Origin of the sequence: Streptomyces alanosinicus, from assembly GCF_014650595.1 — a bacterium.
In the GTDB taxonomy this organism is placed as follows: domain Bacteria; phylum Actinomycetota; class Actinomycetes; order Streptomycetales; family Streptomycetaceae; genus Streptomyces; species Streptomyces alanosinicus.
Window position 1 is genome coordinate 20,736 of the sequence record NZ_BMVG01000007.1, and the last position, 21,836, is coordinate 42,571.

The window sequence follows — 21,836 nt, forward strand, 5'->3', positions numbered from 1 at the left end:
GTATTCACGGGCGTACGTACCGGAACCTGACCCCGCCAGTGGTAGGCACGGCGGACGTATGCAGAAGCGTGGTCTGGGTGGTCGTCGTAGCGTGGGAGAAGCTGCTCGTGTGCCCGGTGGGAAGGCAGCCGGGCGCGCTGACATCGCTAGGAGAACCCGGCATGACCACCCCTGTTGCTGCTTACGCCGCGCCCGCCGCGAAGGCCCCGCTGGAGCGGACCACCATCGAGCGGCGCGCGGTCGGCGAGTCCGACGTCCTGATCGACATCGAGTTCGCCGGTATCTGCCACTCCGACATCCACCAGGCCCGGGAGGGCTGGGGCACGGCGATCTTCCCGATGGTGCCCGGTCATGAGATCGCGGGTGTCGTCGCCGAGGTCGGCGCGGGTGTCACGAAGTACGCCGTCGGCGACCGCGTGGGCGTCGGCTGCATGGTCGACTCCTGCCGCGAGTGCGACAACTGCAAGGCCGGCCTGCAGCAGTACTGCACCGGCGGCGGCCCGGTCTGGACGTACAACTCCGTGGGCAAGGACGGACAGCCCACCTACGGCGGCTACGCACAGAAGATCGTCGTCGACGAGAACTACGTCGTCCGCATCCCCGACGGCCTCTCCCTGGACGTGGCCGCGCCGCTGCTCTGCGCCGGCATCACCACGTATTCGCCGCTCAGGCACTGGAACGCCGGTCCGGGCAAGAAGGTCGCGGTCGTCGGCCTCGGCGGCCTCGGCCACATGGGCGTGAAGATCGCGGCGGCGCTCGGCGCCGAGGTCACCGTGCTGTCCCAGTCCCTGCGCAAGAAGGACGACGGGCTGAAGCTGGGCGCCACCCGCTACTACGCCACCAGCGACCCGAAGACCTTCGAGACTCTCAAGGGCACCTTCGACATCATCCTCAACACGGTCTCGGCGCCGCTCGACTTCGACGCGTATCTGTCGCTGCTGCGGACGGACGGCGCGATGGTCAACGTCGGCATCCCGGAGGAGCCGGCGCCCATCCTGCTCTCCTCGGTCTTCGGTCACCGCCGCAGCCTGAGCAGCTCCGGCATCGGCGGCATCCCGGAGACCCAGGAGATGCTCGACTTCTGCGCCGAGCACGGCCTGGGCGCCGAGATCGAGCTGATCCGCGCCGACCAGATCAACGAGGCGTACGAGCGGGTCGTGAACAGCGATGTCCGCTACCGCTTCGTGATCGACACGGCGACGATCTGACGTCGTCACGAGCTGTGACGATCTGATGTCGTGACGATCTGACGTCGTGACGGTCCGACGTCGTCACGTCTGCCTGGGTCCGCGGCCCAGCAGCCACAGCAGGTACGGCCCGCCGACCAGCGCCGTGAGCGCGCCGACCGGTATCTCCAGCGGCGGCAGGAGCGTGCGCGCCGCCAGGTCGGCGGTCACCAGCACCACCGCGCCCGTCAGCGCCGAGCAGAGCAGCGGCAGGTGCGGGGTGCAGGCGAGGCGGCGGGCCAGCTGGGGCGCGGTCAGCGCGACGAACCCGATCGGACCGGCCGCGCCGGTCGCGGTGGCGGCGAGTACGACACCGAGCACGGTCAGCACCAGCCGGGTGCGGTCCACCCGGACACCGAGCCCGGCCGCGGTCTCGTCCCCGAGCCCCAGCGGCCGGGCGGCCCATCCCGCCCAGACCAGTGCGGGCAGGCACACCGCGAGCACCACGGCCAGGGGCAGGGCCTGCTCCCAGCCCCGGCCGTCGAGGCTTCCGGTGAGCCACAGCTTCATCTGTTCTGCCGCGTCCAGCTCGCTGTCCGCGAGATACAGCTGGACGACGGCCGACAGGGCCACCCCGATGCCGACGCCGATGAGCACGAACCGGCCGGCCTGCATGCCGCGCCGCCAGGCCAGCGCGTGGACGAGCGCGGCGGCCCCGAGTCCGCCGGCGACGGACACGGCGGGCAGGGCGCCGGGGGAGTCCGTCACGCCGGTGGCGAGCGCGAGCACGGTCGCGGCGGCGGCGCCGTGTCCGACGCCGATCACATCGGGACTGGCGAGCGGGTTCCTGGTCACCGTCTGTACGAGTGCCCCCGCCAGTCCGAGCGCGGCTCCGACGAGCGCGCCGAGCACGATCCTGGGGACGCGGAGTTCCGTGACGACCAGGTCGTAGGGGGTGCCGCCGTGCCACAGGGCACGCCAGGCGCCGTCCGGCGGTACGAGGGTCCGGCCGAGGCAGGCGGAGGCGGCCATGGCCGCCGCCGTGAGGCCGAAGAGGGCGAGGGCGACGAGGGCCGACCGGCGGTGGAGGCGGAGGGAGAGGAGGGGGTGCGGGCGGAGGACGGTCTCCCGGGTGCGGGTGCGGGTGCGGGTGCGGGTGTGGGTGTGGGTGCTGCGGGTGCGTCGTGGCCGGTCGCGCAGTTCCCCGCGCCCCTGGGGGGTTGCGGTGCCGTCGGCTGTCCGGTCCCGACGCCGGTCACCTGTCACGACACGGCACCCTTCCTGCGCACCAGTACCACCAGCACCGGCACCCCCACCAACGCCGTCATCACCCCGGCCGGTACCTCGGAAGGAGGCCGGACCACTCGGCCCGCCACATCGGCGACCAGCAGCAACACCGCACCCAGCACCGCGGACAACGGCAACACCGCCCGGTACCCGACCCCCCGCACCAGCCTCCGCACCGCATGCGGCACGGCGAGCCCCACGAACGCGATCGGCCCCGCCGCGGCCACCGCGGACGCGACCAGCAAGGTCGCCCCCAGCGCCGCCGCAGCCCGCACCGTACGCACCCGGTGCCCGAGCGCCCGCGCCGTGTCGTCCCCGAGGGCCAGCGCGTCCAGTCCCCGCGCGCACGCCAGCACCAGCACACCCCCGGCCAGGAGAAACGGCAGCATCCGTACGACCGTCCCCGCGTCCCGCCCGCCGACCGTCCCCACCTGCCAGAACCGGAACCGGTCCAGCGTCGCCGAACTCGACGTCAGCACCACGGTCGTCGCCCCGGCGGCCATCGCCGACAACGCCGTACCGGCGAGCGCCAGCTTCACCGGCGTGGCCCCGCCGCGCCCGCGCGAGGCGATGCCGTACACCAGGCACGCGGCGGCGACGGCCCCGGCGAAGGCGTACCAGACGGTCCCCTCGAAGCCGTACCCGGCGCCGAGGGCGAGCGCGAGGACTACTCCCGCCGCCGCGCCCTGGCTCAGCCCCAGTACTCCGGGGTCGGCGAGCGGATTGCGGGTGACGGCCTGCAGCGCGGCCCCGGCGAGCCCGAGCGCGGCCCCCGCGGTCAGCCCGACGAGCGTCCGCGGCACGCGCAGGGACCGCACGACGAGCGCGTCCGGTGAACTCCCGCCGTGCAGCAGGGCGTTGAGGGCGACGTCCGGTGCCACCGGCCGGGTGCCGATCGCGAGGCTGAGCAGGACGGCGAGGGCCAGCAGGGCGGCGGCCGCCGGCCAGGCGAGCAGGCGGCGCACCTTACCGAAGGTGCTCGGCGAGCTGTCGTACGACCAGACGGGCGGCCGTGGGGCCGGCGTTGAGGTACCACGGGTCGTCGTCCACCCGCACCGCGTGTCCGGCCTTGACCGCCTTCATCGACTTCCACAGCGGCCCGGCCAGGACACCCTCCGCGTCCGTCTTCGCGGGATCGCCCTGCACGGAGTAGAAGATCCGGTCGCCGTCGGCCGAGTCGATGCGTTCGGCACTGATGTCCTGTGAAATGGCCGTGAACCGCTGGGACTTCGGCCGCGCGAGACCCATGTCGACGGCGAGGGACCCGGTGAAGGAGGACACGCCGAACATGCGCGTGCGGCCCGGGGTGAAGCGCAGCATGGACACGGTGGTGGAGCCGCTGAGCGCCGCGCCGCTCTCCTTCGCGTCCGACGCGATGCCGTCGAGCATCTTCCGCGCCTCGTGGCCCTTGCCGACGGCGTCGCCGACGAGCAGCAGGTCCCGCTTCCAGTTGATGCCGTTGCCCGCGGTGACGACGGTCGGCGCGATCTTCGAGAGCTTGGGGTAAAGGTCGCCGAGGGAGTCGTTGACCAGGATCAGGTCGGGCTTGGCCGTGGCCAGGGACTCCAGGTTGGGTGCCTGGCGGGTGCCCGCGTCGGTCATCGCGGCAAGCTTCCGCTTGTCCTGGGGGAAGGCGTCGGCGAGGTAGTCGGGGACGAGATGGGCGTTGTCCGCGCGGGTCGCGGCGGCCGGCACGATGCCGAGGGAGAGCAGATCGTCCAGCTGGCCCGTGCTGAGCACGGCGATGCGCCGCGGTGCCGACGTGAGCGTCGTACGGCCCTCGAAGTGCGTGACCGTGCGCGGGAAGACGCCGTCGGCGTCGGTGTCCGAGCCCATGCCGGAGGCGAGCGCGCTGGGTGCGGCGGTGGGGCCCGCGGAGGCGCCGATGACGCCGTGCCGCCCGCCGCCGGCCGTACCGGAACCTCCCGTGGCCCCTTCTCCGCCGGCCGATCCGCAGCCGACCAGCAGGCCTCCCGCGACGGACATGACCAGAACGGCCCTCAACCTCAACGCACGCACGACTCGCACTCCGATCGAAAACTAAGGCGAGGCTCACCTTACCTTCGCGGTCCGGGTGGGTGGACAGCCGGTGGCCTGGGCCGTTGGAGTGGTCCTGGGGGCGGCGGCACGTGCGGTGCGACGGGGTCGGACGGTGTCGGCATGCAAAGTCACTGTCCGTAACGTCCGGCCCCGTCCCAGAGGAGAGCACAGGTGCCCCGGATCCGTGCCTCGATCGTGTCCCGAGTCACTCTGGTCGTTGCGCTGTGTGCGGCCGGAGCGGCGCCGGCCGCCGCCGACCAGCCACGACCCCAACCCCACACGAAGACCGCACGGCCAGGACCCCCGAGTGCCGTCGACCCCTCCCGCTCGGATCTCGACATCGTCGCCCTCAGCGTCGGCGGCGTACTGCCCGGCGGTACGACGATGCTGCGCGTGCTCATCGCCAATTTCGGGCCGGACGAGACGGCGTCCACCGCCACCGTCCGTGTCACGGTGCCCGGCGGAGCTGCGGCCGTCGGGCCGTTCTTCCCGCCGTCCTGCACTCCTGACGCGAGCGGTGGCACGGTCGTGTGCACCTTCGCTCCGGGGCTCGGCCTGCTGAAGACCGCCACCGTGCAGATCCCCGTCCGCGTCCCCTCCGACATCGCGCACGGGGTCACGCTCTCGGGCGGCAGGGTGGCCGTGAGCAGCCCGGACGACACGAACTCCGGCAACAACACGGCGTCCTTCGCCCTTCAGGTGGGATGACGGTGATTCATCTCGGAACCCCGCCCGGCCTCATGCCGAAGTCGATCCGCCGCCGTGTGGGGCTCGTCGTGATGGCGATGCTGCTGGCCCTGCTCCCCGCCGGCCCCGCCTGGGCCGCGCCCACCGTCGTCCTGGACTCCCTGACCCCCACGTCCGCCTCGACGACCACACCGGTGAGCGCGAGGCTGCGGGTGCACACCGTCGGAGGATGCCTGACGGTGCAGCAACTGGGTGTGGCCGTACGTGACTCCGCCGGCAACAACCTCGACTTCCCCGGGGCGCGCGGCACCACCACGATCTGCGGCAACACCCTGACCATGACCACCTCGCCGCGCACCTTCGCGCCGGGCACCTACACCGAGTTCGGCTACTACCGGACGTCCAGCGGCTATCACAACCTGCCCAGCCGCAGGCTCGTCATCACCGGCCCCGGTCCGTCCTCGCCCGCCTATGGCAAGTCCCTCGCCTTCGACGAGGAGTTCGACGGACCCATCCCCTTCGGCAGCCGCTGGAACGGCTCCACCACCAGTGCCTACAAGTACGGCAACCACAACCCCGACGACCGGAAACTCGACTGGCTGAACCCCTCCACGATCACCGTGTCCGGTGGTCTGAGCACCTTCACCGCCACTCCGGGCAGCCACATCCTGGAGGACAACCTGAGGTCATGGGACACGGGGTTGCTGACCACCGAGAACACCACGCAGAACTTCCGGACCCGCACCGGTGACTACGCCGAGGCGCGCGTCCAGCTGCCCCGTGCCAGCGGATCCTGGCCCGCCGTGTGGACCTGGCTCAACGGGGACAGCGAGGTCGACGGTTTCGAGTACCACCCCGACAACCCCAACCTGCTGGAGATCGCCAACCACGTTCATCCGGCGGCCACTTACTACACCGACGCCGCGAACATCTATCCAGGGGCGTGGGTCACCCTGGGCGTCCACTTCGGGGCCACCAACGACGACTGGTACCTCAACGGCAGGCTCATCTTCTCCGACCACACCGGCGTCGGCAGCACCTGGTCCCCCAACATCATCCTCAACCTCTCCATCTCCGACGGCACTTACCACCCGGGACCGAGCAGCGCCTCCCCGATCATCTTCTACGCCGACTACGTCCGCGTGTGGCGCTGACGTGAGCCCACGCACGACTGAGCCGGTCTCTCAACGGCGGCGGCGCAGGACCTGTGCCGCCATCCGCTCGACCCGCGTACGGCCGTACACGTGCACGAGGGCGAGATGGAAGAGGGCCGGTGCCAAGGGGGCCCAGCGCTGGACGCGGTCGGTCCGCAGCATGTACGCGACCACGGTCGCAGGGCGGAAGGGAACGTAGTCGACGCTCTGGTGCTCCCAGCGATCGGTGACACCCCGGCTCATGCGTGTGCGAAGACCCGCGCTGGAGACGTCGTTCAGCCGGGCGTAGAAGTGGCCACTCCAGTGGCGCTTGTCCAGGTCCAGGACGAAGGCCAGGAGGTCGAGGGAGTATTCGTGGGGCTCCAGGGACAGCTCCTCCCACATCCCGCGACGGGCCGCCGCGTGCAGGTCAGAATCGTTGTGCCGCGAAAGACCCTCGTTGACGGAGGAGTTCCAGACACCGGGTGCCATGCGTACCCGGTTGCTGCGCCGGCTCACGACGAGCATGTCGTCGGCGGTGACCACGGCGACATTGACGGCGAAACTGCAGTGCAGAAAGGACGGCGCCGCCAGTGGGTCGTCGGGGTCCAGATAGCGGGACCGGGGCGTGGTGCCGTCCGGGAGCTCACGGTCCAGTTGCTGGGCGGCGAGGAACGTGTAGTAGTCGGTGGGGCGCAGCCGCAGCCGGACCTCGGGACGCTCGTCGAGCGGGGTGCGGGAGACCTCGAAGGACTCGACGGCGTAGCGCGGACCGTTCCACGGCGGCGTACGTCCCTGCGCCCGCGACCGCTCGGCCTCCTCGGCGATCTCGTCCCGCCAGCCGGCCATGTCCGGTGGCAGCACCACCTCTTCGTCGAGCACCTGGATGCCGATCGCCTCCGGAGGAACCGGAGACGACCCGTCGCCTTCGACGATCAACGCGGAAGTCCGCAGGGGCCCGAGTGAGAACGTCTGCCAGGCCGGCGCCGATGCCTCCCGCCGGCGCAGGGTGCGCATCGTCGTCGTGGAGCCCCGACGCAGCCGGTACCAGGCGTCCTGCAGCGGCTGTTGGAACACCACGGCGCAGACCATGCCGAGTATCGCGCCCACCGCTCCGTCGGCAAGATCGATTCCATCCATGCCACAGACACTAAGGATCGTGTGGCTGCCGGGAGCTGACGTGCCCCATCCGTTACCCGGTGACCCGGCCGGCCGCCGCCCGCGCCGTCTCGTTGCGGACCTGGCAGTAGTAGGCCGCCGCTCCGTCGCCGTGGTAGCGCCATGGCAGCGCGTCCACATGGCCGTCGACCAGCCTGAACTGCTCCAGCGCGGCTTCGTGCCGGTCCTGCAGATGCAGATAGAACGCCAGCAGGTGCCGCAGCTGGGCGAGGCCCGGCCGGCCGGGGTCGGCGGCCGCCGCGGCTGCCGCGTCCGCGAGGCCCGCGTCGACCCGGGCCACCATCTCCGGCGTGCCGTCGGCCGCGACATCGGTCGACCCGTCGTGCTCGAAGTGCGCGACGAGCGGCAGTACCGTCAGCAGGCTGCCCACCGGTGCGCCGGCCGCCGCCTTCTCGGCGAAGCCGGACGCGAGTTCCCTCGACCCCCGCCACTTCGCGCACCAGTACTGCAGAGCCGCGTGATGGGCGCCGTAGTGGTGCGGGGCGCGGGCGGTGATCTGCGCCCACAGCCTCTCCATCTCCGCGTGCGGACAACCGAGTCCGAGCGCCACCCAGATCTCCGTGATGTACGGCGTCGGGTCGTCGGGGTTCAGCGCGGCCGCCCGCGTGATCTCCTCGCGCGCGGCGGCGAGCGTGCGGTGGAAGCCGTCGAACTGCTCGCGCGTCGTGCTCCCGGCCCCCAGCGAACCCCGCAGTTCCCAGGCCAGGGACACCGTGCTCTGCGCCCTGACCACCGCCGCGTCCGGGTCCTCGGGGCGTGCCGCCTCCCAGTCCATCAGCCAGCCGTCCTCCTCGGCCGCCGCCGCACCCAGCAGAGCGGTGAGCGCCGAACGGCGTTCCCAGTCCCGGTCCACGGCCCGCAGCAGCTCGGCCGCGGGCTGCCAGTCGCCGCCGCGCACCGCGTCGAGAGCGGCCGCCCACGTGTCCGGCAGGGGCGCCGGGTGCTCGGTGTCCTGCCGCTCGGCGGGCAGCAGGCCGAGACGCTGCGCGACCTGCGCCGCCGGGTCGGGGCCGGGAGGGCTCGGCGAGAAGAGTTCCTTCACGAACGCGCCGGTGAACCACACGGCGGCGATCACGACAGGGAGGGCCAGGATCCCCAGGATCCACAGGAGGGGGGTCATCGGTGGTTCGGTCCGTTCGTGGGTCGTCGTTCGTGGGTCGTGGGTCGTGGGTCGTCGGGTGTCGGCCGTTGGTCGCTGGTCGCTGGCCGTCGGGCGTCGGTCGTCGGCAGGAGATCGTCGTTGTCGGCTGGCCGGCCGGTGGTGGTGAGTCGCGGCGCGTTCGGCTGTGCGGGCCGCCCCGGTCAGGCGGGCTGTGCCGCCGGTGGCAGCAGAGCCCGCAGGGGTGCGGTGTCGGGATGGTCGGCGAGCGCCGCGTCCACCGCCGCGTGCAGGGCGGCGTCGGGGTCGTCGTCCCGCGTGGCCTGCGCACCCCGGCCCGACAGCCGTACGGCGGCCGGGTGGGACCAGGAGAACTCCCAGTGCAGCAGCGACCGCGCGCTGAACTCGGCCAGCACCATCGTCCGCACCGAGCCGCGCATCACGGGCCGTGCGAACTCGCGGAACGCCCGCCCCGTCGCTGCGGCCGCCTCCTGTGACAGCGGCAGCTTCCCGGCCAGTTGCCACAGCCGGCCCTTGTCGATGACGTCGAGCAGCGCGGTCAGTGTCGGCGGCTGCCCGGTGTAGGCGGCCAGTGCCCGGCGCAGCGGCGTGTGCGCCGAGGACAGGCCCGCCGCCATCGAGGCGTCCAGCAGTTCCTCCCAGCCGGCGGTGCGGCGGAAGGCGAGCACCTCGTCGACGAGGACGGCGTCCTCCAGCGCGGCCAGGGTCTGCTCCGGCGCGGTGAGCAGGGCGAGCGCCGCGCCCTTGGCCTCCTCGGTGCGTCCGTCGGCGGGCAGTGCCTCGATCCGGCGCACGCGCTCGGCGATCGGCGGGTGCGAGTCGTACGGCGAAGCCGGTTCCTCCGGCAGCTCCGCGCGGTGCCGGACCAGCTCCGGTTCACGGGCCGTCAGCAGCTTCCCGAAGCCGCCGAAGAACTCGCCGCGCGGCGGCAGCAGCCCGGCCCGCAGGCCGAGGGTGGCATAGGAGTCGAGGTAGAAGTCGTGGGAGGCGGACAGCACCGGGATCTCGCGCAGCGCCGACGCCGTCGCGTCGCGTCCGGCGAGCCGTGCGGCGGACAGGTCGGCGGCGAACTCCTGATCGCGTGCCGTGGACAGCGAGGCGCGCATATAGAGCTTGGCGTACGCGGTGTAGATGGCCGCCATCATCCGGTACGTCGCCCCGGAGCCGGTGGTGTCGACCTGCTTGGCCTTCTTGCCCTTGGCGATCCGCTTGGCCGCGGCCTGCTCCTGCCGGGCCCGTTCGGTGGCCACCTTGCCGTCCGCCTTGGCATGGAACTGCCCGATGACCCGCGCCAGTTGCGCACGGCCGCGCACGACCAGCGAGGAGAGCCGGGTGTCGCCGCCGGTGAAGTGGCCGTATTCATGGGCGAGTACGGCCCTCAGCTGAGCCTCGGTCAGACCGGTCAGCAGCGGAACGCCGAGGTGCAGACGGCGTGGTCCGGGCAGCAGGCCGAGCAGCCGCGGCTTCTCGCTGACGGACGCGTTGACCTCGCCGGTGAGCAGGATCCGGTCGGGGACGCGGGTGCCGGCCGCGGCCGCGACGTCCCGGACGAGGGCCCACAGCCGGGGCTCCGCGGCCTCGGTGACCGCGATGCCGGGCCCGTCCTCGCCCTTGGGTGTGTGCAGCATGAACATGCCGCGTACGACGGGGGCGGCGAGCAGCACCGACACGAGCGCGAGCTTCACGGCGACCGCGCCGTGTCCCCAGGTGAACACGACGACATCGAGACCGATCAGCGCCGCGAGCAGCGCGAGGCTCAGCAGATAGAAACCGAGCAGCAGAACGAGAGCGCGCAGCGCGCGCAGAGTTGCGCCCATCGGGCAGATCCCCCCACAGGACCTCAGTGAAGTCAGGACATGGTGCACGGGCGTCACTCGGCACGGTGCCGTGGCGACGGCGTGCCGGCGGGCGTGGTGCGGTGTGGGGGGATGCCGGAGTATGCCCTACCGCAGGTCAGCAGGGCAACGCGGTTGTGTCGGCAGGGCGACGCGGTGACGGGGGGTGAGGGGAGGGTGCCCGGCGTCCGGCGGCCGCTCAGCCGGGCAGGGTGGCCGGGCTGCCGCCGTTGGCCTCGTAACCGGCCACCGCCAGGGCGCGGTAGACCGCGAACTCGGCCGCCGGGTCGGCGGACAGGGTCCAGGGCAGCGCGCCGATGTGCCCGTCGACGTGTATGAGCTGGTGCATGGCCTCCTGCCAGCGCTCGGCGCGGACCAGGAAGAGGATCAGCAGATGGCGGACGTGGGCGAGCATCGGATCGTCGGGGCGGGCCGAGTGCACCGCGTGCAGGGCGCCGTGCATCGCCTTGGTGACGACCTCGCTCTGATAGAAGCCCGCCACCAGGTTGACCTCGGGGAGGTGCTCGAAGACCGCGAACAGCGGCAGCGCGGCGAGCAGCGAACCCTGTGGGGCGCGGGCTGCGGCGGCCTCGGCGAAGGAGTACGCCTGCTCGCGCGAGCCGTGCCACTTCTCGCACCAGTAGTGCAGCGCGACCAGATGCGCGCCCATGTGATGCGGTGAGCGGTCGAGGATCTTCAGCCACAGCTGGTCGAACTCGGCCTGGGAGTAGGCGAGTCCGCGGGCGATGGACAGCTCGGCGATGTACGACACCGGGTCGCCGGGGGCCAGCAGGGCCGCCTGCCCGCACGCGTCCCGGGCCTCCTCCATGATGATCCGGAAGTCGTCCGTGCCCGGCGTCGAGGTCCGCCAGGCCTGCTGCACCAGGAACTCGGCGTACACGGCGGCGGCGCCCGCGTCCTTGGGCTGCTCGGCCCGCCACACCCGCAGCCACTGGCCGCCCGGCGTCTCATGCACCCCGCCCGGTCGCTGCTGGAGCTCCAGCGCGGCGGCGCCCGCGAAGGCCTGCACCCGCTGCCAGCGCCGCTCTCCCCCGGTCTCGGTGCCGGCCAGCAGCTGGGCGGCCGCGCGGTAGTCCTGCGTGCGCTGCACCACGTCCAGGACGTCCAGCAGGTCCTGGTCCGGGCCGGGCATGCGCACGTCCAGCTCTTCCTGGCGCACGAAGCCGTAGGCCGCCGGGTCGGCGGCGTCCGGGTGTCCCGGGTGCACCTGCTCGATCATCCCGCGCCTGCGCCGCATGAACGGGAGCAGCACGAAGCTCAGCATGAGCAGTGCCATGACCAGCCAGAGAATCGCCATGCCTCAAGCGAACCAGACGCCGCCGACAATTGGCCAACCCCGCCGCCGGCTGTGGAAAACTCCGGTCCGGGTCATGACAGGCAGGTCGGCGGCCGCCCGGCGGCGGTGCCCTTGGCTCCGGCGACGGAGGGGGCATGGTCGCGGTCCGCACAGGGAAAACCCTCTTTCGGCCGCTCCCCTCGCCGTTCCCTCGCCGTGCGGGCGTCAGCATCCGGCCAGGCGCACTACGCTCGGTGCACATGAGCGACAGGCATTTCAGTCAGCACTTCGAGACCCTCGCGATCCACGCGGGCAACACCGCGGATCCCCTCACCGGCGCGGTCGTCCCGCCGATCTACCAGGTCTCGACCTACAAGCAGGACGGCGTCGGCGGGCTGCGCGGCGGCTATGAGTACAGCCGCAGCGCCAACCCCACCCGCACCGCCCTTGAGGAGAACCTCGCCGCGCTGGAGGGCGGCCGCCGCGGCCTCGCCTTCGCGTCCGGCCTGGCGGCCGAGGACACCCTGCTGCGCACGCTGCTCAGCCCCGGGGACCACGTGGTGATCCCGAACGACGCCTACGGCGGCACCTTCCGGCTCTTCGCCAAGGTCGTCACCCGCTGGGGCGTGGAGTGGTCCGTCGCCGACACCAGCGACCCGGCCGCCGTGCGTGCCGCGATCACGCCGAAGACGAAGGCCGTCTGGGTGGAGACCCCCTCCAACCCGCTGCTGGGCATCACCGACATCGCCGCCGTCGCTCAGGCCGCGCACGACGCGGGCGCGCGGCTCGTCGTCGACAACACGTTCGCCACGCCCTACCTCCAGCAGCCGCTGTCGCTCGGCGCGGACGTTGTCGTCCACTCCCTGACCAAGTACATGGGCGGTCACTCCGACGTGGTCGGCGGCGCGCTGATCGTCGCCGACCAGGCTCTCGGCGAGGAACTGGCCTACCACCAGAACGCCATGGGCGCCGTCGCCGGTCCCTTCGACTCCTGGCTGGTGCTGCGCGGCACCAAGACCCTCGCCGTGCGGATGGACCGGCACAGCGAGAACGCCACGAAGATCGCCGACATGCTGACCCGGCACGCGCGCGTGACGCAGGTGCTGTACCCGGGGCTGCCCGACCACCCCGGTCACGAGGTCGCCGCGAAGCAGATGAGGGCGTTCGGCGGCATGGTGTCCTTCCGCGTCGAGGGTGGCGAGGAGGCGGCGGTCGAGGTGTGCAACCGCGCCAAGGTCTTCACCCTCGGTGAGTCGCTTGGCGGCGTCGAGTCCCTCATCGAGCACCCCGGCCGTATGACGCACGCCTCCGCGGCGGGCTCCGCCCTTGAGGTCCCCGCCGACCTGGTCCGGCTGTCCGTGGGCATCGAGAACGTCGACGACCTGCTGGCGGACCTCCAGCAGGCCCTGGGCTGACCGAACGGACCGACACCGGCCGACGGCACAACGCCGTCGGCCGACCGGTTCGGCCCACCGGTTCGGCTGACCGGCTTGACCTACCCGGCCCTCGGCCCCCGGCCTGCGCGGCTCACCAGCCTGAGCCATCAGCGCGGGTCACCAGCCCGGGCCACCAGCGCGGATCAGCGGTCCGGTCACCAGCCCGTGACCGGCGGGGTCGTCTGGGAGGGGGGCAGTGTCCACGGGTGTACCCGGGCCGCCCACACGCTGAACGCCACGGCCGCGGCACAGGCCAGCAGCCACAGCACCCGGCGGACGAGCAGCCTGCGCTGCAGCAGGCGCTCGCCCCGGCGCACCGCCTCGGCACATACGTCCGGCGGCACCGGGGCCGGCGCCTCCTCCATGATCTGCCGCGCGGCGGCCTCCCGCTCGACCCGGTTCACCCCGCCCTCCTCGTACCCCGGGGACCGTCCACTGCCGCGACCCAGCCCCGCACGGCGTCGCCCCGCCCCCTCACGACGGTGCCACCTTCGGGCCCGTCACGCGGGGGGTGGCCGGGCGGGCCGGGTGGAGCAAGGTGGAGGTCGCGCGGTCGCAGATGCTGTGGACGCGGTCCGTCGGCAGGCCCAGCAGGGCCGCGGCCTGTTCTTCGGCGACACCTTCGTACAGGCGCAGTACCAGGATCAGCCGTTCCTGCGGGGCGAGCGCGGCCAGCGGGCTGCGCGGATCCGGGCGGGCGCGGCCGAACGCGCCGTACTGATGCCAGCTCGCGCGGGCGAAGCGGGTGGCGAGGTGCTGGCGGGCGCAGTCGTACGGGTCCTCGCCGTGCAGCCGGTCCCAGCGCGCGTAGGTGTGGGCGAGCGCGAGTGTCAGCAGGCGACGCGCGCGCGGGTTGGCGTCCGGCGCCTCGGCCGTGAGCAGCGTGGCGGCATGCAGCAGACGCCCGGCCGCGCCCGCGACGAACGCCTCGAACTCCCTGGCCCGGCGGGCACCACGGGACATCTGCCGATCACGCACCGCGCCTCCCCCTAGAGGGGGCCCTGCCCGGTACGGGCAGGTGAACCGCGTACGACACAGGACCCGGTCTCATATGAGGCCAGTGGTGGGCCCGGGGTCAAGACTCCGGAGCCGACCGGTGCCCGCGCGGACACCGCCCTCGACGGGCGGCCGGGGCTCAGGACGCCGGGGGCTGTTCCGTCACCACCGGCCCCTGCACCGTCATCCGTGAGGACAGCGCGAGGTTGAAGCGGGTCAGGAGCGTGCAGAACTGCTCGCGCTCCTCCGGCGCCCAGTCCTCGGTCAGCTCGGCCATCAGCTGGCGCCGGGAGCAGCGCACCTCTTCCAGCCGGGCCACCCCCCGCGGGGACAGCTGAAGGACCACAGCGCGTCCGTCCTCGGGGTGCGAGGTGCGCTTGACGAGCCCCGTGTCGACCAGCGGGGCCACCTGGCGGGTGACCGTGGAGGAGTCGATGCCCATGCTCGCCGCGAGCGCCTTGACGCCCATCGGGCCTTCCTTGTCGAGGCGGTTGAGCAGCAGATAGGCGGCCCGGTCCATGGAGTTGCGCACCTGCCCGACACCCCCGAGCCGCGTCTGTTCGGCACGGCGGGCGAACACCGCCACCTCATGCTGCAGGGTGTCGAGGAGACCGGTGTCACCGACGGTCGTCATGTCCATCGACATTTCAGGTGTTGTGGGCATGGCCGGAGGCTCGCTTCATGAAGGGCTGCTGGGTTGGGGGACAGGGTACGCGGCCCGGCGGCGGGCCGTACCGGCGCTGCACAAACCGGTCTCGCTGCTTGGTCACCCCAGTCGTGTACGAGCGTGAACTGCGATGCTGGAGTCATGAGCTACGGCACGGCCGGTTCCGTGCGTTCCGTCACCCTCGACGATGTGCGCGGAGCCCAGAAGATGCTCTCGGGCGTGGCGCGGGTGACCGCGATGGAGGGCAGCCGGTACCTGTCCCAGCTGGTCGGCGCGCCGGTGCAGCTGAAGTGCGAGAACCTCCAGCGGACCGGATCGTTCAAGCTGCGCGGCGCCTACGTCCGCATCGCCGGGCTGCTGCCGGAGGAACGCGCCGCCGGAGTGGTGGCCGCGAGCGCCGGGAACCACGCGCAGGGAGTCGCTCTGGCCTCCTCGCTGCTCGGTGTGCACTCCACGGTGTTCATGCCGAAGGGCGCCCCGCTGCCGAAGATCAGCGCGACCCGTGACTACGGCGCCGAGGTACGGCTGCACGGACAGGTGGTCGACGAGACGCTGGCCGCCGCCGAGGAGTACGCGGCCGCGACGGGCGCGGTGTTCATCCACCCCTTCGACCACCCGGACGTCATCGCCGGTCAGGGCACGGTCGGTCTGGAGATCCTGGAGCAGTGCCCGGAGGTCCGCACGATCGTCGTCGGGATCGGTGGCGGCGGGCTCGCGGCCGGGATCGCGGTGGCGGTCAAGGCGATACGGCCGGACGTCAGGATCGTCGGGGTGCAGGCGGAGGGCGCGGCGGCCTATCCGCCCTCCCTGGCCGCCGGGCACCCGGTGTCGGTGCGGAACCCGGCGACGATGGCCGACGGCATCAAGGTGGGGCGGCCGGGCGTGGTGCCGTTCGGGATCATCCGCGATCTGGTCGACGAGGTGCGCACCGTCGGCGAGGACCAGCTGTCGGCCGCGCTGCTGCTGTGTCTGGAGCGGGCCAAGATGGTCGTGGAGCCGGCCGGGGCGAGCCCGGTCGCGGCGCTGCTGGGCGCGCCGGACGCCTTCGAGGGCCCGGTCGTCGCGGTGCTCTCCGGCGGGAACGTGGACCCGGTGCTGATGGAGCGCGTGCTGCGGCACGGCATGGCCGCGCAGGGCCGCTACCTGGCCGTTCGGCTCCGGCTGACGGACCGCCCGGGCGCTCTCGCCACGCTCCTCGGGGTGTTGTCGGTGGTCGACGCCAATGTCCTCGACGTGAGCCACGTACGGACCGACCCCCGGCTCGGGCTCACGGAGGCGGAGGTGGAGCTGCACCTGGAGACGAAGGGTCCGGCGCACTGCGCCGAGGTCGGCCAGGCCCTGCAGAACGCGGGGTACCTCGTTATCGGCTGAGGCCGGCACCCCGTCTCCACCGGTTCGGGTGAACCCCATTGAGCGACGCGATACATCGCGTTATGGTGTGTCGTGGCGGTCGCGGACCCCGCCGCCCGCAGGTGAAAAACCACAGACGTATCCGAGCGCGCAAACCTAGCCTTTCCTGTGAATCCCCGATGACGTGGAGACAGACATGCCAGGCGCCATCCATGCCGAAGGCCTGGTGAAGACCTTCGGCGACGTAAGGGCCCTCGACGGCGTCGACCTGGACGTGCCCGAGGGCACGGTCCTCGGCCTCCTCGGGCCGAACGGCGCAGGCAAGACGACGGCCGTCCGATGCCTGACGACCCTGCTGCGCCCCGACAGCGGCAGGGCGGTCGTGGCGGGCGTGGACGTGCTGAAGCATCCCGACACCGTGCGTCGCTCGATCGGCCTGTCCGGTCAGTTCGCGGCGGTCGACGACTATCTGACCGGCTGGGAGAACCTGCAGATGGTCGGGCAGCTCTACCAGATGAGAAGCAAGGCGGCCAAGGCGCGCGCGGCGGAGCTGCTGGAGCAGTTCCACCTCTCGGATGCCGCCGACCGCCCCGCCAAGACGTACTCCGGAGGCATGCGCCGCCGGCTCGACCTCGCCGCGGCCCTCGTGGTCTCGCCGCCGGTGATGTTCATGGACGAGCCGACCACCGGCCTCGACCCGCGCAACCGCCAGCAGCTGTGGGAGGTCATCAAACAGCTCGTCTCCGGCGGTACGACCCTCCTGCTCACCACCCAGTATCTGGAGGAGGCCGACCACCTCGCCCACGACATCGCGGTGGTCGACCACGGCCGGGTCATCGCCCAGGGCACTTCCGACCAGCTGAAAGCCCGCACCGGCGGCGAGCGAGTCGAGGTCGTGGTGCACGAGCGCGACCACATCGCGGAGGCCACCGAGGTGCTGCGCGGCCTCGGCAAGGGCGAGATCACGGTCGAGGAGCACACCCGCAGGCTCACGGTCCCCGTCACCGGCGGCGCCAAGCTGCTCGCCGAGATCATCCGAGAGCTGGACGCCCGAGGGATCGAGATAGACGACATCGGGCTGCGCCGCCCGACCCTGGACGACGTCTTCCTCTCCCTGACGGGCCATGTGGCCGAGGCCGCCGCCCCGGACGCCCAGGACGGCAGCCGCGCGGAGACCGGCAAGGAGGCCCTGAAATGAGCGCCGTGAGCGAAGCGGTACGGGTGGCACCGCCCGGCACCCCGATCGTCAGGCGGCCCAGCGCGCTGAAGGAGCAGGCGAAGTGAGCGCCACGAGCGATTCCTTGGTCGTTGCCCGCCGGAATTTGATTCGCATGGGCAGAATTCCCGAAATGGTCATTTTTGGGCTGATTCAGCCCATCATGTTCGTGGTGCTGTTCACCTATGTGTTCGGCGGTTCGATCCGGGTCGGCGCGTCCAACTCCACGCAGGCCTATCGTGAGTTCCTGATGGCCGGGATCTTCGCGCAGACGGTCACGTTCGCCACGGCGGGTGCGGGGGCGGGGATCGCCGACGACATGCACAAGGGCCTCATCGACCGTTTCCGCTCGCTGCCGATGGCGCGTGGCGCGGTGCTGACCGGGCGGACCCTGGCCGATCTGGTGCAGACGGCACTCACTCTGGTCGTCCTGGCGGTCGTGGCGTTGATCGTCGGCTGGCGTGCGCACGAGAACGCCGGCAAGGTGCTGGCCGGGTTCGGTCTGCTTCTGCTGCTCGGGTACGCGTTCTCGTGGATCGGCGCGCTGATCGGCCTGTCGGTGCGCACTCCTGAGGCAGCGACCTCGGGCGGTCTGATCTGGCTGTTTCCGCTGACGTTCATCTCGAACGCGTTCGTGGACGCCAACCAGATGCCGGCCTTCCTGAGGCGCGTCGCGGAGTGGAACCCGTTCAGTGCCACCGTGCAGGCCGCCCGCGAGCTGTTCGGCAACTTTCCTCCGGGCTTTCGGACGCCTGACGCCTGGCCCATGCAGCACCCGGTGTGGGCCTCGCTGATCTGGTCGGTCCTGATCATCCTGTTCTTCCGCACGCTCGCGGTTCGCAAGTACCGCAGAGCAGCCGGCTGACGGCACCGCCCCCGGAGTCTGTTCGCCAAAGCCGGATAGGTCTTCGTGGGCATGATTGGGCCTCTGGCCAGAAACGACTGCGCGCCGAAGAGCCCCTCCGCGAATGGGAGGGGCTCTTCTCGTGTCCGTCCGTGCTGCCATGGCGTGTGCGATGAGCCTCGGCTGGTCGAGGGGCTGCTTGGCCCAACTCTTGGCACGGCCCCCGGCCGGACCTGCGCACGATCTGGTGGGCCCACGGGACAGAGCGTTCGGTGCGGATCATGCGGCGTGGGCCGGGTGCAGGGTGGTCATGGTGCCGGTGGTCGTACTCATTGAGCCGGGACCACAGCGGCTGAGCTGGGTTCTTCGCCATGAGACCGTCCACAAGTGCCTTGATCGTCGCTGTGGTTGGAGTCTTCGGCACTCTTCTCTCCGGTGTACTGGCGCATCGCAGTGCCCTTCGTTCCAAAGCGATGGAACTCGACCACGCGGAGCAGCAACGACGTGAAGAGCGGACGGCGGAGGAGCGCCGCGAGACCCTCAATGAGAGGAAGGCGTCTTACACGGCGGACAGCTGCCCGATGGAATGAGGTGGAGGTCTCAGGGAACTCCTGGAGCGCCGTGAGGCGGCGTGCGGAGGGTTGGCGCACTTCGGGTGCCTGGCTGGCCGCCATGGAAGCTCTGCAGGGCGCTGCAGGCGTCCCTGTCCCTCCGCTCCTGGTCCTGCCACCTATGGAGGTCACCGGCAGCATTGGTCCCAGGTTCGCGGCGCTTGAGCTGGAGTTTCTGGGGGTCGGTGAGGGTCAAGGGGACTGCTGCAACCAGAACCACACCCACGCACAGTCTTCCCGGAGATGATCATCTACAGGCGAGCGGACGCTCACCAATCTGGTGCAGCCGGCCGTGACCCTGGTCGTGCCGGCCGTCGTCGCCCTGTTGGTCGGCTCTCGAACGCCTTCGTGGAACCCCGGCACATGACCCCGTGGCTGCGGCACATAGCCGACTGGAATCCCTTCAGTGCCACCGCGCAGGCGTGCCGGGTGCTGTTCGCCAACCCCGGCCGGTCCACCTCGCACGCGTGGCGCATGGAGCATCCGGTGTGGGCGTCGCTGATCTACTCGATCCTGATCATCGCCGTCTTCCGTACGCCGGCGGTCCGCAAGTACCGCTCGGCCACCGCCTGACAGTTCCAGGCACAGCGAAGCCCCCCGGTGTCCGGCGGATCGGCGGACACGGGGGGGCTCTCAGGTCGCTGGGAGACCGATCAGCCCGAGTAGGGCTCGGCCTTCAGGATCTTCACCGAGGCCTTCTTGCCGTTCGGCAGCTCGTACTCCGCGTCCTCGCCCACCTTGTGGCCGATGACGCCGGCGCCGAGCGGAGACTGCGGCGAGTACGTCTCGATATCGGCGCTCGCGTACTCGCGGGAGGCGAGCAGGAACGTCGTCGTGTCGTCCTCGTCACCGTCGAAGGCGATCGTGACGACCATGCCGGGCGCGACGGTACCGTCGGCGGAGGCCGGGGCCTCGCCCACCTGGGCGCTCTCGAGAAGCTGGGTCAGCTGCCGCACACGCAGCTCCTGCTTGCCCTGCTCCTCCTTGGCAGCGTGGTACCCGCCGTTCTCGCGCAGGTCGCCCTCCTCGCGCGCGGCCGCGATCTTGGCGGCGATCTCCGTGCGCGCAGGACCAGTAAGGTGCGCAAGCTCGGCCTTGAGCTTGTTGTACGCCTCCTGGGTCAGCCAGGTGACGTTCTCGCTGGTCTGGGTCACAGGTGCTCCTCGTCGGTACTGGGAATACAAAGCATCGCCCTACCCAGAAGAATGGTCCCTCTTGGATGGGCGAAACCACGAGCCTAACAATTCAAGGCCGGAAGGGGGAGGACATAAGCCATCAGAATTACATCAACGCAGGTCAGCGTGTACGTATTCCGGGTGACCGGGACGGCCGGGGCGTGTCCGGCCGTACTCAGCCCGTGTGACAGCCGAGCAGCTCGGCCGTCGTGCCCTTCGCCGTCGTACGGAGCGTGACGACCTTGTCGATGCGCGTGGCCGATCCGGTGAAGCGGAAGTCGGCCCGGCCCACCTCGGAGCCGTTCGCCGCCTGGGAGCGCAGGGTGCAGTAGCCGTCGGTGCCGGAGTCCTTGTGGATCTCCAGATGGACCTTGACCGCGTTGTCCGTGGCCTCGAAGGTGATCACCTGGGCGCTGATCTTGGCCTCGACGACGTAGTGGTACGCGAAGTAACCGACCAGCGTGAGCAGGACGGCGCCGAGCACGGCACCGGCGATCTTGAGCTTGCGGTCGGCACGCTCGTCCGAGGAGCGGCCGTAGCGGCCCTCGGGCAGCCCCGTGCTCGCCGTACTCATGATCGTCCTCTCCGCGGAATTATTCGTCCCCCGATTCGGTCACTATAGAAGCCGCTGAACGCGCCCGAAGAGGCGGGGCGCCGACTTACCGAGGATCGAGTCTTGACTGACCAGCTGCGACTGATGGCTGTACACGCGCACCCCGACGACGAGTCGAGCAAGGGCGCGGCCACTATGGCGAAGTACGTGTCGGAGGGGGTGGACGTGCTGGTGGTGACCTGCACCGGCGGAGAGCGCGGGTCCATCCTCAATCCGAAACTCCAGGGCGATTCCTATATCGAGGAGCACATCCACGAGGTACGCAAGAAGGAGATGGACGAGGCCCGCGAGATCCTCGGCGTCGGGCAGGAGTGGCTCGGCTTCATCGACTCCGGCCTGCCCGAGGGCGACCCGCTGCCGCCGCTGCCCGAGGGCTGCTTCGCCCTTGAGGACGTCGACAAGGCCGCCGGCGAGCTGGTGCGCAAGATCCGCGGCTTCCGCCCGCAGGTGATCACCACGTACGACGAGAACGGCGGGTACCCGCACCCCGACCACATCATGACCCACAAGATCTCCATGGTGGCGTTCGAGGGCGCGGCGGACACCGAGAAGTACCCGGAGAGCGAGTACGGCCCCGCCCACCAGCCGCAGAAGCTGTACTACAACCAGGGCTTCAACCGCCCCCGCACCGAGGCGCTGCACCAGGCGATGCTCGACCGGGGCCTGGAGTCGCCGTACGGCGAATGGCTCAAGCGCTGGAGCGAGATCGAGCGCACCGAGCGCACGCTGACCACGCACGTTCCGTGCGCGGACTTCTTCGAGATCCGCGACAAGGCGCTGATCGCGCACGCCACGCAGATCGACCCGGACGGCGGCTGGTTCAAGGTGCCGATGGAACTGCAGAAGGAGGTCTGGCCCACGGAGGAGTACGAGCTGGCGAAGTCTCTCGTCGATACCTCCCTCCCCGAGGACGACCTCTTCGCGGGCATCCGCGACAATGCCTGACATGAGTGCAAGCGTGAGCCTGGCAGTGACGCACCTCGTCCCCCTCGCCAAGGAGGTGGACGAGAACAAGGTCACCCCCGGTGTCCTCGGCTTCATCGTCTTCGCGGTGATGGCCCTGGCGGTGTGGGGCCTGATGAAGTCGATGAGCAAGCACATGAACAAGGTCGACTTCAAGGAGGCCCCGGACACGGAGGCCGAGCGGAAGGCCGACTCCGCGGCACAGCGGGGCTGACCCGAAG

Annotated in this window: 21 protein-coding genes and 1 pseudogene; 10 read left to right on the plus strand and 12 right to left on the minus strand. The window is 71.0% G+C overall.

The window, feature by feature from the left end:
* Nucleotides 1–161 precede the first annotated feature (161 nt).
* A complete protein-coding gene (locus IE277_RS17255; RefSeq protein WP_189953363.1) occupies nucleotides 162–1,208 on the plus strand; it encodes an NAD(P)-dependent alcohol dehydrogenase in 1,047 nt (348 codons plus the stop codon).
* A gap of 63 nt (nucleotides 1,209–1,271) precedes the next feature.
* Here the strand turns inward: IE277_RS17255 and IE277_RS17260 are convergent, their stop codons facing one another.
* Genes IE277_RS17260 through IE277_RS17270 form a run of 3 tightly spaced genes read right to left on the minus strand, consistent with a single transcriptional unit; the run spans nucleotide 1,272 to nucleotide 4,439 of the window.
* Nucleotides 1,272–2,432 carry a FecCD family ABC transporter permease gene (locus IE277_RS17260; RefSeq protein ID WP_229881685.1) on the minus strand — a complete coding sequence of 387 codons (1,161 nt, stop codon included), beginning with the start codon at nucleotides 2,430–2,432 and terminating at the stop codon, nucleotides 1,272–1,274.
* Complete coding sequence (locus IE277_RS17265) at nucleotides 2,429–3,418, minus strand: FecCD family ABC transporter permease (RefSeq protein ID WP_189953365.1); 990 nt, start codon at nucleotides 3,416–3,418, stop codon at nucleotides 2,429–2,431. Before IE277_RS17265 ends, IE277_RS17260 begins: the two co-directional genes overlap by 4 nt.
* Before the next feature lies 1 nt (nucleotide 3,419).
* Nucleotides 3,420–4,439, minus strand: coding sequence for an ABC transporter substrate-binding protein (locus IE277_RS17270; protein WP_189953367.1), 1,020 nt, complete (start codon nucleotides 4,437–4,439; stop codon nucleotides 3,420–3,422).
* Nucleotides 4,440–4,664: 225 nt separating this feature from the next.
* Here IE277_RS17270 and IE277_RS17275 point away from each other — a divergent pair, with 225 nt between their 5' ends.
* Nucleotides 4,665–5,201, plus strand: coding sequence for a hypothetical protein (locus IE277_RS17275; RefSeq protein WP_189953369.1), 537 nt, complete (start codon nucleotides 4,665–4,667; stop codon nucleotides 5,199–5,201).
* Nucleotides 5,198–6,334 (plus strand): glycoside hydrolase family 16 protein, encoded by a 1,137-nt coding sequence (locus IE277_RS47200; protein ID WP_229881686.1) that lies wholly within the window; start codon nucleotides 5,198–5,200, stop codon nucleotides 6,332–6,334. Before IE277_RS17275 ends, IE277_RS47200 begins: the two co-directional genes overlap by 4 nt.
* Before the next feature lie 30 nt (nucleotides 6,335–6,364).
* Here IE277_RS47200 and IE277_RS17285 read toward each other — a convergent pair whose 3' ends face one another.
* The 4 genes from IE277_RS17285 to IE277_RS17300 all read right to left on the minus strand — a co-directional run bounded on the left by IE277_RS17285 (nucleotide 6,365) and on the right by IE277_RS17300 (nucleotide 11,765).
* On the minus strand, nucleotides 6,365–7,453 hold the full coding sequence (locus tag IE277_RS17285) for a hypothetical protein (RefSeq protein WP_189953370.1): 1,089 nt from the start codon (nucleotides 7,451–7,453) through the stop codon (nucleotides 6,365–6,367).
* Between the two features lie 52 nt (nucleotides 7,454–7,505).
* Nucleotides 7,506–8,612, minus strand: coding sequence for a hypothetical protein (locus IE277_RS17290; RefSeq protein ID WP_189953372.1), 1,107 nt, complete (start codon nucleotides 8,610–8,612; stop codon nucleotides 7,506–7,508).
* A gap of 182 nt (nucleotides 8,613–8,794) precedes the next feature.
* Nucleotides 8,795–10,429 carry a M48 family metallopeptidase gene (locus tag IE277_RS17295; protein ID WP_189953374.1) on the minus strand — a complete coding sequence of 545 codons (1,635 nt, stop codon included), beginning with the start codon at nucleotides 10,427–10,429 and terminating at the stop codon, nucleotides 8,795–8,797.
* A gap of 217 nt (nucleotides 10,430–10,646) precedes the next feature.
* Nucleotides 10,647–11,765 carry a hypothetical protein gene (locus tag IE277_RS17300; RefSeq protein ID WP_189953375.1) on the minus strand — a complete coding sequence of 373 codons (1,119 nt, stop codon included), beginning with the start codon at nucleotides 11,763–11,765 and terminating at the stop codon, nucleotides 10,647–10,649.
* Between the two features lie 239 nt (nucleotides 11,766–12,004).
* Between IE277_RS17300 and IE277_RS17305 the strand changes: the two genes are divergently transcribed.
* A complete protein-coding gene (locus IE277_RS17305) occupies nucleotides 12,005–13,159 on the plus strand; it encodes a cystathionine gamma-synthase (protein WP_189953377.1) in 1,155 nt (384 codons plus the stop codon).
* A 176-nt stretch (nucleotides 13,160–13,335) separates the two neighbouring features.
* Here IE277_RS17305 and IE277_RS17310 read toward each other — a convergent pair whose 3' ends face one another.
* The 3 genes from IE277_RS17310 to IE277_RS17320 form a co-directional block, all read right to left on the minus strand.
* Nucleotides 13,336–13,584, minus strand: coding sequence for a hypothetical protein (locus IE277_RS17310; protein ID WP_189953380.1), 249 nt, complete (start codon nucleotides 13,582–13,584; stop codon nucleotides 13,336–13,338).
* Between the two features lie 70 nt (nucleotides 13,585–13,654).
* The gene (locus tag IE277_RS17315) at nucleotides 13,655–14,158 is read right to left on the minus strand and encodes a sigma factor-like helix-turn-helix DNA-binding protein (protein ID WP_189953382.1); all 504 of its coding nucleotides are present in this window, start codon (nucleotides 14,156–14,158) and stop codon (nucleotides 13,655–13,657) included.
* A 157-nt stretch (nucleotides 14,159–14,315) separates the two neighbouring features.
* The gene (locus IE277_RS17320; protein WP_189953872.1) at nucleotides 14,316–14,822 is read right to left on the minus strand and encodes a MarR family winged helix-turn-helix transcriptional regulator; all 507 of its coding nucleotides are present in this window, start codon (nucleotides 14,820–14,822) and stop codon (nucleotides 14,316–14,318) included.
* A 162-nt stretch (nucleotides 14,823–14,984) separates the two neighbouring features.
* Between IE277_RS17320 and ilvA the strand changes: the two genes are divergently transcribed.
* The 4 genes and pseudogenes from ilvA to IE277_RS17340 form a co-directional block, all read left to right on the plus strand.
* Nucleotides 14,985–16,214 (plus strand): threonine ammonia-lyase, encoded by a 1,230-nt coding sequence (gene ilvA / locus IE277_RS17325; RefSeq protein ID WP_189953384.1) that lies wholly within the window; start codon nucleotides 14,985–14,987, stop codon nucleotides 16,212–16,214.
* A gap of 175 nt (nucleotides 16,215–16,389) precedes the next feature.
* A complete protein-coding gene (locus tag IE277_RS17330; RefSeq protein ID WP_189953386.1) occupies nucleotides 16,390–17,391 on the plus strand; it encodes an ATP-binding cassette domain-containing protein in 1,002 nt (333 codons plus the stop codon).
* A 133-nt stretch (nucleotides 17,392–17,524) separates the two neighbouring features.
* Nucleotides 17,525–18,274, plus strand: coding sequence for an ABC transporter permease (locus tag IE277_RS17335; protein ID WP_373310815.1), 750 nt, complete (start codon nucleotides 17,525–17,527; stop codon nucleotides 18,272–18,274).
* Between the two features lie 911 nt (nucleotides 18,275–19,185).
* Nucleotides 19,186–19,437: pseudogene (locus IE277_RS17340) on the plus strand (ABC transporter permease); the annotation flags it as partial.
* 80 nt (nucleotides 19,438–19,517) lie between these two features.
* Here IE277_RS17340 and greA read toward each other — a convergent pair.
* Entirely contained in the window at nucleotides 19,518–20,018 is a 501-nt protein-coding gene (greA, locus tag IE277_RS17345; RefSeq protein ID WP_189953390.1) for a transcription elongation factor GreA, read from the minus strand.
* 196 nt (nucleotides 20,019–20,214) lie between these two features.
* The gene (locus IE277_RS17350; protein WP_189953392.1) at nucleotides 20,215–20,613 is read right to left on the minus strand and encodes a DUF4307 domain-containing protein; all 399 of its coding nucleotides are present in this window, start codon (nucleotides 20,611–20,613) and stop codon (nucleotides 20,215–20,217) included.
* 123 nt (nucleotides 20,614–20,736) lie between these two features.
* Here IE277_RS17350 and mca point away from each other — a divergent pair, with 123 nt between their 5' ends.
* Nucleotides 20,737–21,597 (plus strand): mycothiol conjugate amidase Mca, encoded by an 861-nt coding sequence (mca, locus tag IE277_RS17355; RefSeq protein WP_189953874.1) that lies wholly within the window; start codon nucleotides 20,737–20,739, stop codon nucleotides 21,595–21,597.
* Nucleotides 21,590–21,829, plus strand: coding sequence for a hypothetical protein (locus tag IE277_RS17360; RefSeq protein ID WP_189953394.1), 240 nt, complete (start codon nucleotides 21,590–21,592; stop codon nucleotides 21,827–21,829). Before mca ends, IE277_RS17360 begins: the two co-directional genes overlap by 8 nt.
* Nucleotides 21,830–21,836: the final 7 nt, after the last annotated feature.